This window comes from Psychrobacter urativorans (assembly GCF_904846675.1).
GTDB lineage: Bacteria > Pseudomonadota > Gammaproteobacteria > Pseudomonadales > Moraxellaceae > Psychrobacter > Psychrobacter urativorans_B.
In genome coordinates this window covers 15978-30185 of sequence record NZ_CAJHBT010000017.1, presented here as the reverse complement: position 1 = coordinate 30185, position 14208 = coordinate 15978, and the positions used below count along the sequence as shown (strand labels likewise).

The 14208-nt window shown below is 41.5% G+C and carries 14 protein-coding genes and 1 tRNA gene; 7 read left to right on the top strand and 8 right to left on the bottom strand.

Annotated elements, in window-relative coordinates:
• Nucleotides 1-119: 119 nt before the first annotated feature.
• The 6 genes from cas3f to JMY06_RS08750 form a co-directional block, all read right to left on the bottom strand.
• Complete coding sequence (cas3f, locus tag JMY06_RS08775; RefSeq protein WP_201617939.1) at nucleotides 120-3710, bottom strand: type I-F CRISPR-associated helicase Cas3f; 3591 nt, start codon at nucleotides 3708-3710, stop codon at nucleotides 120-122.
• Nucleotides 3711-4706, bottom strand: coding sequence for a type I-F CRISPR-associated endonuclease Cas1f (cas1f, locus tag JMY06_RS08770; protein ID WP_201617938.1), 996 nt, complete (start codon nucleotides 4704-4706; stop codon nucleotides 3711-3713).
• A 231-nt stretch (nucleotides 4707-4937) separates the two neighbouring features.
• Nucleotides 4938-5300, bottom strand: coding sequence for a hypothetical protein (locus JMY06_RS08765; protein WP_227672254.1), 363 nt, complete (start codon nucleotides 5298-5300; stop codon nucleotides 4938-4940).
• Nucleotides 5266-5556: a hypothetical protein gene (locus tag JMY06_RS08760; RefSeq protein ID WP_201617937.1), complete on the bottom strand. Its 291-nt coding sequence runs from the start codon at nucleotides 5554-5556 to the stop codon at nucleotides 5266-5268. The genes JMY06_RS08765 and JMY06_RS08760 overlap by 35 nt, the downstream gene beginning before the upstream one ends.
• Complete coding sequence (locus JMY06_RS08755) at nucleotides 5553-6755, bottom strand: Arm DNA-binding domain-containing protein (RefSeq protein WP_201617957.1); 1203 nt, start codon at nucleotides 6753-6755, stop codon at nucleotides 5553-5555. Before JMY06_RS08755 ends, JMY06_RS08760 begins: the two co-directional genes overlap by 4 nt.
• Nucleotides 6756-6766: 11 nt before the next feature.
• Complete coding sequence (locus JMY06_RS08750) at nucleotides 6767-6982, bottom strand: hypothetical protein (RefSeq protein ID WP_201617936.1); 216 nt, start codon at nucleotides 6980-6982, stop codon at nucleotides 6767-6769.
• A gap of 129 nt (nucleotides 6983-7111) precedes the next feature.
• On the opposite strand from JMY06_RS08750, the gene JMY06_RS08745 reads away from it, so the two are divergent.
• On the top strand, nucleotides 7112-7336 hold the full coding sequence (locus tag JMY06_RS08745; RefSeq protein WP_201617935.1) for a helix-turn-helix domain-containing protein: 225 nt from the start codon (nucleotides 7112-7114) through the stop codon (nucleotides 7334-7336).
• 240 nt (nucleotides 7337-7576) lie between these two features.
• On the opposite strand, the gene JMY06_RS08740 is transcribed toward JMY06_RS08745, so the two are convergent.
• Nucleotides 7577-7653: transfer RNA gene (locus JMY06_RS08740), tRNA-Val, on the bottom strand.
• A 184-nt stretch (nucleotides 7654-7837) separates the two neighbouring features.
• Nucleotides 7838-8317: a hemerythrin domain-containing protein gene (locus JMY06_RS08735; RefSeq protein ID WP_201617934.1), complete on the bottom strand. Its 480-nt coding sequence runs from the start codon at nucleotides 8315-8317 to the stop codon at nucleotides 7838-7840.
• Between the two features lie 33 nt (nucleotides 8318-8350).
• Between JMY06_RS08735 and JMY06_RS08730 the strand changes: the two genes are divergently transcribed.
• From JMY06_RS08730 to JMY06_RS08705, 6 genes are all read left to right on the top strand, one after another.
• Nucleotides 8351-8791, top strand: a complete 441-nt coding sequence (locus tag JMY06_RS08730; RefSeq protein ID WP_201617933.1) for a CopD family protein — start codon at nucleotides 8351-8353, stop codon at nucleotides 8789-8791.
• 227 nt (nucleotides 8792-9018) lie between these two features.
• Nucleotides 9019-9636, top strand: coding sequence for a hypothetical protein (locus tag JMY06_RS08725; RefSeq protein WP_265087888.1), 618 nt, complete (start codon nucleotides 9019-9021; stop codon nucleotides 9634-9636).
• Between the two features lie 122 nt (nucleotides 9637-9758).
• Entirely contained in the window at nucleotides 9759-11351 is a 1593-nt protein-coding gene (locus JMY06_RS08720; RefSeq protein WP_265087887.1) for a Dyp-type peroxidase, read from the top strand.
• A 64-nt stretch (nucleotides 11352-11415) separates the two neighbouring features.
• Nucleotides 11416-12564: a catalase family protein gene (locus tag JMY06_RS08715; RefSeq protein ID WP_201617932.1), complete on the top strand. Its 1149-nt coding sequence runs from the start codon at nucleotides 11416-11418 to the stop codon at nucleotides 12562-12564.
• A gap of 108 nt (nucleotides 12565-12672) precedes the next feature.
• Nucleotides 12673-12945, top strand: coding sequence for a DUF4031 domain-containing protein (locus JMY06_RS08710; protein ID WP_201528058.1), 273 nt, complete (start codon nucleotides 12673-12675; stop codon nucleotides 12943-12945).
• Between the two features lie 21 nt (nucleotides 12946-12966).
• Entirely contained in the window at nucleotides 12967-14058 is a 1092-nt protein-coding gene (locus tag JMY06_RS08705) for an NAD(P)-dependent alcohol dehydrogenase (protein ID WP_201617931.1), read from the top strand.
• Nucleotides 14059-14208: the final 150 nt, after the last annotated feature.

The following is a 14208-nucleotide window of genomic DNA, read 5'->3' as shown; positions in this document are numbered from 1 at the left end:
TAGGTGGCTTAGAAAATGATTTAATCGTTATTAAGTTTTCCCACCGCATAGGTGGATTAGCTATAATAAAAAGACACGGTTTATACCGTGCTTTTTTATGCCTGCTATTTATGAATAAACTACTCACGGACAAAGCCAAAAAACTCATTGAACATCCAGCCGTTACTGTTATTAGACTTAATACTATCAAGGGATACTGACGAATAGGTGATAGCAAGTGAGCGTAAACTTTTATCAGGCTCAGCGATTTTTAATTTATTTAATTCAGCATTGAGCGAGGTAGTGAGCCAAGGTTTAACTTGTGCACTAGTAAAATCAAAGGCCAACGGTTGCAGCGTTTTATTCTGCGGAGTTGATTTGGCGAGTCCTTTTTCGAATATATCTTCGGCATAATAAGCGTCAAAGCCTTGGGTAGGTATATCCATATCTTCGTCATCGTTGACCATGCGCGGTATGATAAGCCAGTCGTCCTGCGGTATGCCCGCACGGAATGGGCTGATTTGCTGTAGATGGGTATGGGTGCGGTTGGCAGTGGCTTTACTGTCCCAATAAGCATTGACGTAGTTCAGTTTAGGATTATTTAATAAATGGCGCATGACTTGATGTTCAAGGTCGCTCAAGGTGTTTATCTTTTGATTGGCTGTTTTATTAGACGCCTTGTTGGATGTGTCGCTATGAGAAGTAACGATGCGTGGTCTAGCATCCACGTTTGCCAACTGTTCTGTTGTCATCAGCTCGTGTAAGTCATAGCTGGCTGGCTTAAACAAGGTGGTCTCAAACCCAGGGTGGGTAAAGACCGGCTGATTGCCATTGTTTTTAAAATAGCGGATATTATATTGTAGTAATAACAGGTTGGGCGTGGTGGCAACTAAATCCGGACGATGCCGCCAAATGCGCCCAGCCAGTTGAATGATTGAGCGCATAGAAGACGGTTCAACGATTGCCCAATCATAATCATGGTCACGCCCGACTTCGGCAACTGGAGTCGCGAGCACCATAAAAATATGATTGTTGGCAGGATTTTTTACTAGCGCTTGCTTGATTTCAGGCTGCTCAAAAATGCTAACGTTACTGTCGCTACGATCTAAAATTCGATCAAGCTTATTTTCTAACGCATTGCGCAGCAGTAATAACTGCTTGGCGTGATAACAGACCACATGCAATACCGTGTCATCGGGTATGGTGATATTATTTGCTTTGAATAATTGCATGGCGATGGCGTTAATATTATTAATATTAGCAACTCGGATTAGTCCGATGCTGACTTTTATAGCATTATCAATTTTTTCCTTACTTTTTTCTGTTTTATTGGCTTTTACTTTATTGAGCGCCGCTTTAGTAGATTTTGGCTGAATATTATGGGAGTGATGAGGGTTTTGATAATTATGATGGTCACTATGCAAACGTATGGCACCATCAGTCAGCGTTTGCGCCAATAATTTATAAAAATCTGCTTCTTTATCTTTGCTATAGCTGGTTGAGAATGGCAATATTTCTGCTTGTCGTCTAACCGGTTGCTTTGATAAGTAGCTGGCACGTTTATCACAAAATCGTTGATGGGTTTTACTAAAGTCAGCAATAGTGCCGCATTGCTCCGACATAATTGCTTTGGGCTGCTCATCGAACCACGCACAGACGAGGTTAGGGGCTGGCTTGTTTTGACTGTGATTAAACAGTTTGCGCCCTTCCATATAGGCCTCAAACAAGCCGGTTACTAAGTCCGGCGTTAAGGTCGCAGACGACAACAGTACACGCGTGCCAAACAGTCCGGCAAGATGCATCAAGCGGGTGAGGGCAGGCAAGTCGGCTTGGTCGAAGTCATCTGGTTCGTCAAGTATCAAGTCACTACTGAGGAGCCGTAGCATCGGTGCAATGTATTTGCCACCACGTTTGCATTCGCTCGCTTGAATGATATGGTCAACGGTACAAGTCACAATTGGCGCAAACACTAAATCGCGGGCTTTAGGGCTGGCAATGACAGTGCCTAGATTCAAATCATCGTAGTCTTGATAGTCAATGTCACTATCGACCATCTCATCTAGTAAGTCCTCGCTGGACTCACTGCCAAAGGTATCATCGTCGTTATCCGGCTCGTCGTCCCTTCTGTATTCACCGAGAATATCGGTGTTTTCTGTATGGCCATTGGCAGCCATCTCAAACAGCTTTTTATTGGCAGTGCCCCCGACCAATATAGCCAACTGATCGCCCTCTAACTTTAGGTTTTTACGAAAACTGAGTCCCGTTTGTAACGTTAAAATACGCAGACCTAGCGCAATGGTAAAGCGCGCGCCCTTTTTGGGGTCAGCTAGAGCATACATAATCCGCGCATTGCCAATGGTTTTACCCGCGCCCGTCGATGCCATATTGACGCCAAAAAATCCATGCTCACGCGTTGTTTCTTGCAAACCATAGGTCATTTTAAACGCTGTATTTTGCCACTTAAAACGTTCAATACCAGTAGGCTTGACGAGTGGGTCATGATTGCGCAGGGTAGGCATCTCACTGGCGATAATAGGCAGCGCACGGCAGAACTGGGCGGTAAAAGCACCAACTCCTAATAAATGCTCCTCTAGTGATTGTTTAATAGTAGGCTTGCTCGCTGTCCGATCAGTATTTGCGGCTAACTTTTTAAACTGACTATTGACGGTCATACAGCGTGCGTCGTCTTCTTTAAGACTGGAGTAATTGTGGTCACCAACCATCAAGCAAAGCCGTGATAGATGCAGTAAAAAAGGATCGCTGATGGCATGATTAGTCGCTACATATTTTTGGCTTAGCTCCATTAATGCCGGGTCATTCAATGCTTTTTTAGCCCAACGTTTGATGTTTTTTTGCCAAACAGGACTGTTAATCACCAACTCATCAAATTGCCAAAATTTTTTTAGTTGCGCTTTAGTCATCTCATCCAAAGACTTAGGGTTTTTGACCCAATAATCAATTGGCGTAAGTTTTGAATAAAAATGATTTAAGTCCTGCTTGATATCTGTAGTATTACTAGGCAGCTGCAAGCGTTGAATGGTTTTAGACGGATAAAACACTTTTTCAACCGGTGGCAGGCGATGATGAGTGACAATCAACCATGCTACCCATTGGGCGAGGGGCGGCATCTTATGTATATGAACTACATCGGGCTTAGAGGCAGCCAATGACTTTTCTATATCATGGTTTTTGAGCCACGTATCAATCGTGATAAAGCGGTTAAGCCATGCGTCATCTGTCGTACAGTCACTAATGATAAGCTCAAATAATTTAAGCGATATCCATTCATGACGATAAGGGTCGCCAAGCTTGCTGCCTTTGGTGAGCTTGTTTTGAAAGCCAATACTGGATTTACCAATGTCATGCAGCAGGGCGGCAATGGTCGCGACAACTTGAATACTACTGGCATAACTCCAGTCGTTCTCCCATTCACTATGCAGGATATTTCTTTTAGTACGGTTCACCGGCACAATGCCAACTTCATTAAATCTACGCTTATTGCCCACTATCCATACCAGCTCCGTCAGCTGGCGGGTTTTATTACGATGACAGCTGACCGCTGTAGACTTAGTCGCTGATTTGCGTAGCAGTAGCTTAACGGTCTTTAAACCTTCCTCAGTGATGGTAGTCTGCCAGACATTATTACCGATACGATTGGCAAAGGCATCTAGGATACGCCGCGTACGACTGAGCGACTTTTTTTCACATTGCGAGACAAAGGTGACAATCATTTATACTTCCCAATTGGTCGTTATAGCCAGCTGCTTGATGACTTCAAACTGATAATCCAGTGCCTTGTGCTTAGTAAACATATTGAGACACTCTTGCCGGAATTGCTGCTCACTGAGATTTTCAGCCGCACAAATAAAGGCTAATGGCAGCACCAACGCATCTTTGATAATATCGGCAATATCGAACACCAATGCACCGCGCCTTGTCTTACCATGCATCACCGCAAAGCCATGCGGAATACCGAGTGTCCATGCGGTCGTTGCACCAAGCCCGTAAGCCAAATAGTTGCCATGATTGAGAAAGCCGTTGGCTTTATCAAGGCCATCGTGTTCACGAGTAAAACCATCATAACCCGTATTTTTTGCTGCCAGCTTATACAGCTGCTTGGTTAGTCTTGCCTCTAATTGCAATAGATGCATGACCTCCATTTGCTGATTGATTTGACGAATATTTTCTTTAATGAGCGCTTGTACTGCGTCGATACTACTATCAAAGCCCCAACGTTTTAGGTCGCTATCTTTACTCCAAATAGTTTGTAAGTAAGCCAGTCGTGCATGTTGTAAGCGTTTCGCTGCTGCTAAGCGCTTATCATCATCCCACCACCAACTCATCCAGCCTTGGATATATTCTGTCGGGCGATATTCACTTTGCGGCGTCATCCATTCGATAAAGATTTCACGTTCCGCGCCCATAAATAACGGCGAGCCGCCACCGCCACAAAATCCAACCAATACTCCAGCTTGTGACAATAGCCGCATTGCCGCTTGGGTAATGGACGTTCCTGTTCCCAGTAATATAGATGTAGTATTGGCAATCGGAATGTTATAAAAAAGGTTAGCTTTATCTTCTTCAGTGAGATAGAGAATACGACCGTCTTTTTGCATTACCCGGCAGTGCGATAAATAATAGATATTGGCGCGCTTGGAGTGCATAATAGTTTTTAGGTCAGCGCTATCAAAGATGTTGGCGGTATAAGGGTTGCTAGGTTTTGTCATTACAGCTCCGCTTATTATAATAAAACCATATTTCAGGTATGGGTTTACTATAAAGAAACTATGTTTTCTATACAATACCTGAACAACTCTATGCGACAACTGCTGACGTGGAAATAACACTTTACCTGCACTATTGTTAATTAGAATCATGATAATAACTATATTATAGAAATAATATACAAAAAAACCAGACAACACTAAGCTGTCTGGTTCATAGTAATAATTTAATTCTTACTTACTATTATGTGTTCGCCATACAGCATTCTCACACACCTCACAACACCAACTCTCTTTTGAACGCATATAAGGAATATCTGCTGGCACCTCAATCGGACAAAAACATTCACAGTACTCACAGCAAACATCATCTAAACAAGCATAACATTGAGCTATCGTCTCAAACAATACGTGTGAGCTGATCTGGTATTGCTGACAAAGTATTCGCACATACTCAAGATAATCATCATTATGATTGTATGCCCAGTAATCTTCGCAGATTTCTATATCTTGCGCGTTCTGCGTCATATTAGGCTGAATTTTCACACTCATAACGGCCCCCTCAGCAGCCATAGCCAAGCTGTGGCAGTAGTTCATATAGTTCAATCTTTAGCTGATTGCACATATCATCAACCACATAACCAAGACTCGCGTCCAAGTGCTTTTGTACCCAAACCCGCATCGCCATATGATTATTGAAGCACGTGTCTACATTTAAGAATCTAGCCAAGCCATCACCTGTTTGAATAAGAAGTTCACGAATGATGATGTTGGCAATAATATTGGCATCTTCACTAACGTAACCACTGGGCTTAAACTTAGCAAATAGCTTATCGTAATCAATAACTTTCATTGTGACGTCTCCTTATCAGTAGATAATTGATTAGTCTGACTACGACTAATCAATGCCTCAAATGCACTGCCATCCTGGCGTGTCATGTTTGGAACATACCGGCTATAAGTATTGAACAGCATTTTAGTCGTAGAGTGCCCCATTTGACTGGCAATCCATTCAGGACTCTCACCAGCAGCTAACCATAGCGTCGCTGCTGTATGGCGGCTCTGATAAGCATTACGCTTCTTCAATGATAGAACCTTAAGGGTAGGGTGCCAAACACGCTTATTCACATTGTTATAATCTAATGGTTCACCAGTATGCGAACAAAATACGTAGTCAGAACGCTTGTAAGTTATTGCTTGTTGCTCTTTTAAAGCATCAAAAACCCAAGGAGACATTTGAATAGCTCGATAAGACTCTTGTGTCTTAGGCGGCACAACCTTGCCCTTAACTAAAGCCTGCTTAATCACTATTTCACGACGATTAAAGTCAATGTTTTCCCATGTTAGGCCATCAATCTCACTAGTACGCATACCAGTAAAGAAGCGTACTAAATAATAGTTGCGATAATCCTCTCTCACACCATTGATAAACTTCCAGACCTCATCTAATGTAAACGGCTGAATATCAGTCTTAGGCTCTTTTAGGGCCTTAATATCATCATAAGGATTATCAAACTTATAGCGTTTAGCTCCTTCTTTTAGTATCATACCCAAAGGTACCATTATTGAATTGATGCGTGCCGCTGACAGATGTTTGTTAGCTTTTCCGTACGTTACTTTGGCGAGCGATGAACGGAAGGCTAATACATCTGTCTTTTTTATGATATGAATGGGTTTAGTCCCAAACTTAGGAAGTAAATACATATCAATAATCTCCTGTATTTTACGTTTGTAGGTATCGCGCCATTCAATTTCTTTTTCAGAGAACCACAGCGCTGCGAACTGTTTAAAAGAAGGCGTATTCGTATTAATACATTCCTTACGATCGTTTAACGCCACCATTTCTGCTGCTTTATCACTTTTAGGAAAGAATTCAGCATAATTAAAAATGCCCAATCTGATTTTTGCTTCTATATTCAAAATAATACTTTCAAGCTTTTTACGATTTGCTGGGGTGTCTATCAGGTTTGTCGTCTCCCGACAGCGTTTGCCCATATAGTAAAAGTCAACGAATAGCATATTGCTACCTTTACGCGTTCTAATGCTAGCCATCATGATTCTCCTTATTGTAATGCCATGGCGTTGATACTACCGGTAACGCCGGTGCGCATATCTTTTTCAATTTCTTCCCAAACGTATAAAATCTTACGTCCACCAAAGGGACGTATATAATGAATACCTTCAATGAGTACGCTATCCTTAAGCTCGTTACGGATAGTACGAGGGTTGTATTTGATAAGCTCAGAAAGCTCTTGGGTTGTCAGGTAGGTGTGTGACATAATAAGTTCCTTATGGTTCAATTCAATTATTATATTATCCTATCGAATTATTTAGTAATTCCATAGGAGTACTTTACTAGTAAAGGTAGTTGTATGCAAGTACTTTTTTAGTCGATAAAGGGTTTTATTATGATTTTATGTAATTTGCCAGTGCTACTGGCTGAGCGCAGAATGAAAGTTGCAGATTTGATAAGAATGACGGGTATTAGCAAGTCGACTATGCACAAAATTTATAATGAACAAACTTCAAGAATAGACTTTGAAACCATGGATAAAATTTGTGAGGCGTTAGATGTAGGAGTTGGTGATTTGTTCACTTACGTACCCAACGAGTCGTTAGAGAAAGACAAGTAAATTAATTTTAAGGCAGCTTTAGGAAAGCTAGGGTAGGGGTCAGAAATGTTACTTTGAGAGATAGGTGAAATTGAGAGAAGGCACAGTTTGGGCACAATTTAGGCACACGGACTTTTTGATGCAGTTTGGCTGCGGTTAGAAGTATGAGGTTTTTAATTAATATCAATCTCATATTTACGCTACAGCCCATATTTTACAGGCAAAAAAAGCCCCAGTCGTCAAACTGGGGCTTTCTAAATTTGGTAGGCATAAGCAGACTCGAACTGCTGACCTCTACCATGTCAAGGTAGCGCTCTAACCAACTGAGCTATACGCCTATTTAGGTCATGCATTTTAGCAAGTTTTTAAGACTTTGCAAGTGTTTTTATTAAAAAATTGGAGTATTAAGTTATTATGGTCAAGGTAACCTTGATAGTTGGCGTTAATATGTCTATCCATCGCTCATAAAAAAGTGTCTGCAAAACGATTTTTTAACACCTTAACTTGTCTTAACGGCTTAATTTAGCGTTGCTCATCTAAGTGCTTAATGTCGTCTGGACTGGCTTTATAAATCGCATTGAGTTGCTCTACTGTCAGGCATTGTTCAGCGATAGGGAACAGCTCACGCTCCTCAAAACGAACATGATCATATAGCATGTTGGCAAGCTCTCTGACCTGTGCAACTGTGGGCAAACTCGCTTCAGTTTCTGTCGAAGCTTGAATGTCTGCTGTTAATTTATGCAAGAGCTTATGCTGGGTATCTAGTTTATCAAGTACAGAAGCTACTTCAGGTTGCGTGGATCGATAAGGGTGCAAGCCGTCAACGAGAAGATTGTCTTCAACCTTAAAATGATTGCGCATATCACTCATATAAGAGGACAGCGCTTGCCAATGCTCAGCAATCTCTTGAGGATTATCAAAACACTCTTTAGCATGGCGAGCGATATGTAGACCAAGATGATGCTGGCGTGATAATGGCTGTAATTGATTGGCACGTTTCATAAGTAATATCCTTTTTTTACGGAATTCAAAGTTATGTTTAACTATATACTAATCGCACATTTATTAGGAGCCACTATCTGGACAGGTGGTCACTTAGTTTTATCCTTGTCCATATTACCTAAAGTACTAACGACACGTAATATCGACATGCTGCTCCAGTTTGAACAGCAGTTTGAAAGGGTAGGCATGCCGGCTTTGGCTGTGCAAGTGCTCACAGGACTCTGGATGGCACACAACTTGTTGCCTGATATTAGCACGTGGTTCAGCTTTGATAATGATCTAAGTATCCTCATCAGCCTGAAACTATCTCTGTTACTCGCTACTATTCTGGTCGCGCTCCATGCTCGTTTTCGGGTTATCCCAACCTTGTCCGCTAATACACTTAATGCGTTTTCGATAAATATTATTTTGATCACACTCTTATCAGTCAGCTTTGTGATTGTAGGTACCTTATTTCGTACTGGATTAAGTTAAGAGTATTGCTATTGGGATCATTATTCCAACCCAATGTTTAAAATCTGTAGCATTTTGTTTGAGTAAATTGCCATATTTCGAGTAACTTGGCTAGGTTTGATATGGTCGTCAGAGGTAATAAAGTTAGGTAGAGTAACAAAGTATAAAAATTATTCCAAATTAACAGAATATCTTGTTGATGACTAATAATGATCTTGATTACTATATAAATAATAAGGATAACTCTCATGAGCAAGTCAAACAATAACAATAAAGAGTACATTATCGACAATACTGAAGATTTAAAAGCTAAGATTACTGAATCTTTCGATGACTTCACTTTGCGTGCTGAGCTATTAATGGCCAATATAAAAGAAGGTGGTGATGATGACTACGATCACTCAGTCACGACGGCCGGGGAAAAAGGGCTAAAATCCGGTAAAATATCTGAGTTAACTGTCATCGCACCGCTTAAAGAAGGGGGAGCTGCGCGCCTGAAAAAGACCTTAGATATTGCTAAAGGCAACTTAAAAGGCGCGACACGCGTTGGTACGTTACATGATTTACGCATCGTGTTTATAGAGGACGATAGTAAAATCTTATTTTGCACCGCTTATGATGGTGATTGGGATGCATACATCAATGACTTTGCGACCAAGATTCCTGAATTAATGGATATCTTATTTGGTAACGTTGAAGGCTGGCCTGGCATTAAAAACCCTGCCGTCAAACAATTTATTCTTGACCATCAAATTACGGCGACTGGTTGGTATGTCGGTGTTCCGCATCTAACGGTGCAAGATATTCGCCGCCAAGATAAAATCGTTAAAGGTGTTAATAAAGCCTTGGACGAAGCTCAGGCTTAATCTGCTTTTCCTGAAAATATAGCCCTTTAACAAGTAGATTATTATAGCCTCTCTTCTTAAACATGGAGGAGAGCTATATAGTTTTATAACCAAGGTTAATTATAAATAAAATAGGTTTAGCCATGAGTAATGACACTTCTAAAAATGATACTTTTAAAATAGCAGACGCTCAGGATACCGACGAGCATCCGCTAACAGACAAGCTGCATGACCTCAAAGACGAACTGAAAGATGAATTTGGCAATGCTATCGAAGATGGTAAGTTTGAGACTTGGTTTAAAGATATTAAACAGCAAGTCGGTGATGATATTGAAACCTTTGCCCGTAAAGCGCGCGGAGTATTTAATCCTAATCTAGTGACTATGCAGCTAGAGGATATTCAATCTATCATTTTGCACGAGCGTCCCGTACCTTATTTTGGTACTTTAGTCGCGCTCAAAATTAACAATCCTCAAATCGGGCGGCAAATGACTGCCAAAGTTCTACCCGACGTGACTGGTAGTAAAGACTGGCATAAAGACATGCAGGCCACGCTATCCATTGTCATTACTTATGAGGGTCTAGAGGCGTTGGGCGTGCCGCAATCGTCACTAGATAGTTTTCCTGAGTCCTTTAAAGTGGGCATGGCAGGACGCGCTGATAAGTTACGAGATATCGATGTCAACGCGCCAGAGACTTGGACCGCCCCTTTCGGCAATAAAGGTGATGTCCATATTTTCGCTGCTATCATTGCCGATACTGAAGAGAAATGGCAAACGAAACTTGCCGAGCTCAAAGACGATATTAGCGTCCATATCAACCCTGAAAATCCTGCTCAAGGCCATATTGAAATCCTCATGGAACATGATTTTGGTGCAACTGAAGATGTCAAAAATGTCTTTGGCTATCAGGATGGTATTAGTAATCCAGAAATTGAGGGGAGCGGTATTCAAACGCCGCCAAGCTATACCGACCCGATTGCTGCAGGAGAATTTGTCCTAGGTTACGAAAGCGAAGCCGGTCTTATCCCGCCTATGCCGCAGCCTGAAGTGTTGGGAAAGAACGGCTCGTTTATGGTGTTAAGAGCCTACGATAGCCATGTCGCTAAATTTAATAAATATCTACGAGACAACAGTGATTCTGTCGAGGAAGCTGAATTACTTGGCGCCAAGATGTGGGGACGCTGGCGCTCAGGTGCGCCATTGGTACTGTCACCTGACTATGATGATGAAGAATTGGGCGCTGACCCTAGCCGCAATAATGACTTTGGCTACAAGGAAGACCCTTACGGTAAGCGCTGTCCGTTTGGTGCTCATGCGCGGCGAATGAACCCTCGAGACAGTAAAGACTTTATCTTATCAGATGTTCGTGTGCATCGAATCGTTAGACGTGTGGTTGGCTTCGGTGAAGTGTTGCCGCCCGATGTGACGGAGGACGACGGTAAAGAGCGCGGCTTATTCTTCATTGGTATTAACGCCCATGCCATGGAAACCGTTGAATTCTTACAATCACAATGGATTAATGACGGTAACTTTATGAATTTAGGCGAAGAAAGAGATCCTATGCTTGGCATACATCATGGCAATAAAAACGCTGCAGCCGATACCTTTACCGTACCTGCTGACCCTATTCGTAAGCGTTATCATAGTATAGAGACCTTCAATACTTTATACGGTGGGGAGTATTTATTTATCCCAAGCTTATCAGCATTGAAATGGATTAGTGAACTGTCTTAGTATGCTTTATTATCAAAACTAACCTAGAACAAAACGGTCACTCACATTTTATTAGGACAACACTATGCTAAAGAGACTCTTTAAACCGAAATACGTTCCTTATGATTCTAAATATCTTGAGCTGTCCGCAGCAGATGAACACAACATTCGTACCATTTCTAACGACATTCGTGACTATATTAGTAGAAGTAATGAAGCAGACAACGTCGACTATCATACGCGAGATGCCCACGCTAAAGGCTACTGCGCTCTCAAAGCTAAGTTTGAGATTTTAGATGATATTCCCAAAGAATATGCGCAAGGTTTCTACGCCAAAGCAGGCGTTCATGATGCCGTTATTCGATTCTCCAACGGTGCACCGAAGGTTGACGCCGACATTAAGCTTGGATTAGCACAAGGATTGGCGATTAAAGTCTTTGACGTCCCCGGTAAAAAGCTAGCGCCTGGTGAAGAGAACAGCACTACTTTCGATTATAATCTTATTAACTTTCCGGTTTTCTTTTGTAATAGGATTGAAGATTACGCTTATATCTCTAAGCTATTTTTGCAGATGGGCGATTATCTTGCCAAGGGGAAACTTGGCGAGGCAAAATTCGCCTTCGACTGGTTAACCAATCATAGCTCCAAATTACCTAGTAAAGAATCCTTTAAGACTTTAGCTGCTATTAGTAAATTTGCCAAAATTGAGCCTAAGAATACCTTGCTATATAGCTTTTATTCACAAGGCGCGGTACGCCACGGTGATTATATGGCAAAAATTCGCGTGAAGCCCACCAAAAAGGCCAGCAAAAAAGTCACCCGTCGAACTCCAGATTTGGCTAGCAAGTCAGAAGCCATTCAACCACTGATTATTAATGAGATACGTGAACATGATTATATGTTTGAAGTACAAATTCAATTATGCCGTAACCTTAAACAGCAGCCCATTGATGAATTGACTAAAGAATGGAAAGAATCGGATGCGCCATTTGTGACGGTAGCACGCCTGACCATTCCTTGCCAAGATGTGCCGGACGATGGCAATTTTGAAATCATGGAAAACCTATCATTTACGCCATTTCGCTGCTTAGAGGCCAATCGACCGATTGGTAATATACAACAGTCGCGTTTAAAAGCTTATCAAGTTGCCTCAAAGACTCGCCATAAGCTAAATAAGGTTAAACGCCAAGAGCCGAAGAGTTTAAAAGAGACTTTTGCTAAAGCTTTCTTTTAAGGTTTATACTTTTAAAACTTAGGCTCTAATTACTGATAGGCTTCAAACAACATAGTTTAAAATGAGATGTTTATAAGACGGCGCATATCACTGTAAGGAGATAACGAGATGGCAATATACGTGGATTTTATGTGTATAGAATTCAAAGGCTACAGATGGTGCCATATGTTAGCGGACAGCTTGCAGGAGTTGCACGATTTTGCGGAGTTTATGGAGGTAGATGAACGTTTGTTTCACCGTAATGCGAGTTATCCTCATTATGATGTTACTTTGCATATGCGCCTAATCGCTATTGAAAATGGGGCTATCGCTGCTGATAGAAAAAAGATTATTGAGTGTGCAAAGAAATTAAAAGTAGAGCTAAACAATCAAGTAGTCTAATCAATTGCAGAGGTCATAATAATGGACATTAAAGCGGCAGTAACACATGGTAAAGGCGAAGCATTCAAAATAGAATCTGTACAACTTGCCAATCCTGAGTTTGATGAGATAAAGGTTAAGATTGTTGCAGTCGGCGTCTGTCATACAGATGTTGTTGCGCGCGATCAAGGCGTAGTGCCTTATCCAATCGTGCTCGGTCATGAAGGCTCAGGCATTATAGAAACCGTTGGTGAAGCCGTAACTGAATTACAAGTCGGTGATCATGTCGTTCTATCGTTTGCTCACTGTGGTCATTGTACGAATTGCCTGACTGGTCATCCAACCGTTTGCAAAACGTTCAATGATCTTAACTTTGGTGGCGCTATGGAGGATGGCAGTCATCGTTTAGCTCAAGATGGACAAGAATTAGCGACTTTTTTTGGTCAATCCTCATTTGCTACCCACGCTATTGTTAAAGCTAAAAATGCCGTAAAAGTCGATCCTGAGGTTGATTTAGCCTTACTTGGCCCGCTTGGATGCGGTATTCAGACTGGTGCCGGAACCGTTCTCAATCGTCTTAAGCCAGAATTTGGTTCTAGCATAGTCATATACGGTGCTGGTGCCGTTGGCCTTAGTGCCGTTATGGCTGCCAAGATTACTGGTTGTCAACATATCATTGCCGTTGATATTCATGACAATCGGCTTAGTTTGGCAACAGAGCTTGGCGCAACCCATATTTTTAATAGTAAAAATGTCGATGTGGTTGCAGAAGTCAAAAAAATTACGGGTGCTGGCAGTCATTACGCTGTCGAAACCACTGGAGTTCCAGAGGTAGTCAAGCAGTCATTACATGCTTTAAGACCACTCGGTACTGTTGCAATTGTAGGTGTTACACCTGAGGTAACCCTTAATATTCAAGAGAATTTGATGGCGGAAGGTAAGAGCATGATTGGGGTTGTTGAAGGTGACTCTATTCCTAAAGTATTTATTCCGCAGCTGATTGCGTACTATAAAGCAGGACAGTTCCCATTCGATAAACTAACTAAGTTCTATGAGTTTGATCAGATTACACAGGCATTTGAAGACTCAGCAAGCGGTATTACTATTAAGCCTATTCTAAAGATGCCCAAATAGTTATCAACAGTTAGTTGTTAGTAGATAATAACTAATAGACAGTTATAAGTAATTATTACTAAAAAAAGATGCCGTTACTAGCCTCTTTTAAACGTCAGTCAAAACATAAGTAAAATAATAACCATGAAAAATACAAGTAACTTAATACTT

Coding starts and splice junctions, on each gene's coding strand:
- JMY06_RS08760 (WP_201617937.1), bottom strand. CDS start 5,556: ATGAAAGTTATTGATTACGATAAGCTATTTGCTAAGTTTAAGCCCAGT.
- JMY06_RS08715 (WP_201617932.1), top strand. CDS start 11,416: ATGCTAAAGAGACTCTTTAAACCGAAATACGTTCCTTATGATTCTAAA.
- JMY06_RS08735 (WP_201617934.1), bottom strand. CDS start 8,317: ATGAAACGTGCCAATCAATTACAGCCATTATCACGCCAGCATCATCTT.
- cas3f (WP_201617939.1), bottom strand. CDS start 3,710: ATGATTGTCACCTTTGTCTCGCAATGTGAAAAAAAGTCGCTCAGTCGT.
- JMY06_RS08730 (WP_201617933.1), top strand. CDS start 8,351: ATGTTTAACTATATACTAATCGCACATTTATTAGGAGCCACTATCTGG.
- JMY06_RS08765 (WP_227672254.1), bottom strand. CDS start 5,300: ATGAACTACTGCCACAGCTTGGCTATGGCTGCTGAGGGGGCCGTTATG.
- cas1f (WP_201617938.1), bottom strand. CDS start 4,706: ATGACAAAACCTAGCAACCCTTATACCGCCAACATCTTTGATAGCGCT.
- JMY06_RS08710 (WP_201528058.1), top strand. CDS start 12,673: ATGGCAATATACGTGGATTTTATGTGTATAGAATTCAAAGGCTACAGA.
- JMY06_RS08750 (WP_201617936.1), bottom strand. CDS start 6,982: ATGTCACACACCTACCTGACAACCCAAGAGCTTTCTGAGCTTATCAAA.
- JMY06_RS08705 (WP_201617931.1), top strand. CDS start 12,967: ATGGACATTAAAGCGGCAGTAACACATGGTAAAGGCGAAGCATTCAAA.
- JMY06_RS08720 (WP_265087887.1), top strand. CDS start 9,759: ATGAGTAATGACACTTCTAAAAATGATACTTTTAAAATAGCAGACGCT.
- JMY06_RS08745 (WP_201617935.1), top strand. CDS start 7,112: ATGATTTTATGTAATTTGCCAGTGCTACTGGCTGAGCGCAGAATGAAA.
- JMY06_RS08725 (WP_265087888.1), top strand. CDS start 9,019: ATGAGCAAGTCAAACAATAACAATAAAGAGTACATTATCGACAATACT.
- JMY06_RS08755 (WP_201617957.1), bottom strand. CDS start 6,755: ATGGCTAGCATTAGAACGCGTAAAGGTAGCAATATGCTATTCGTTGAC.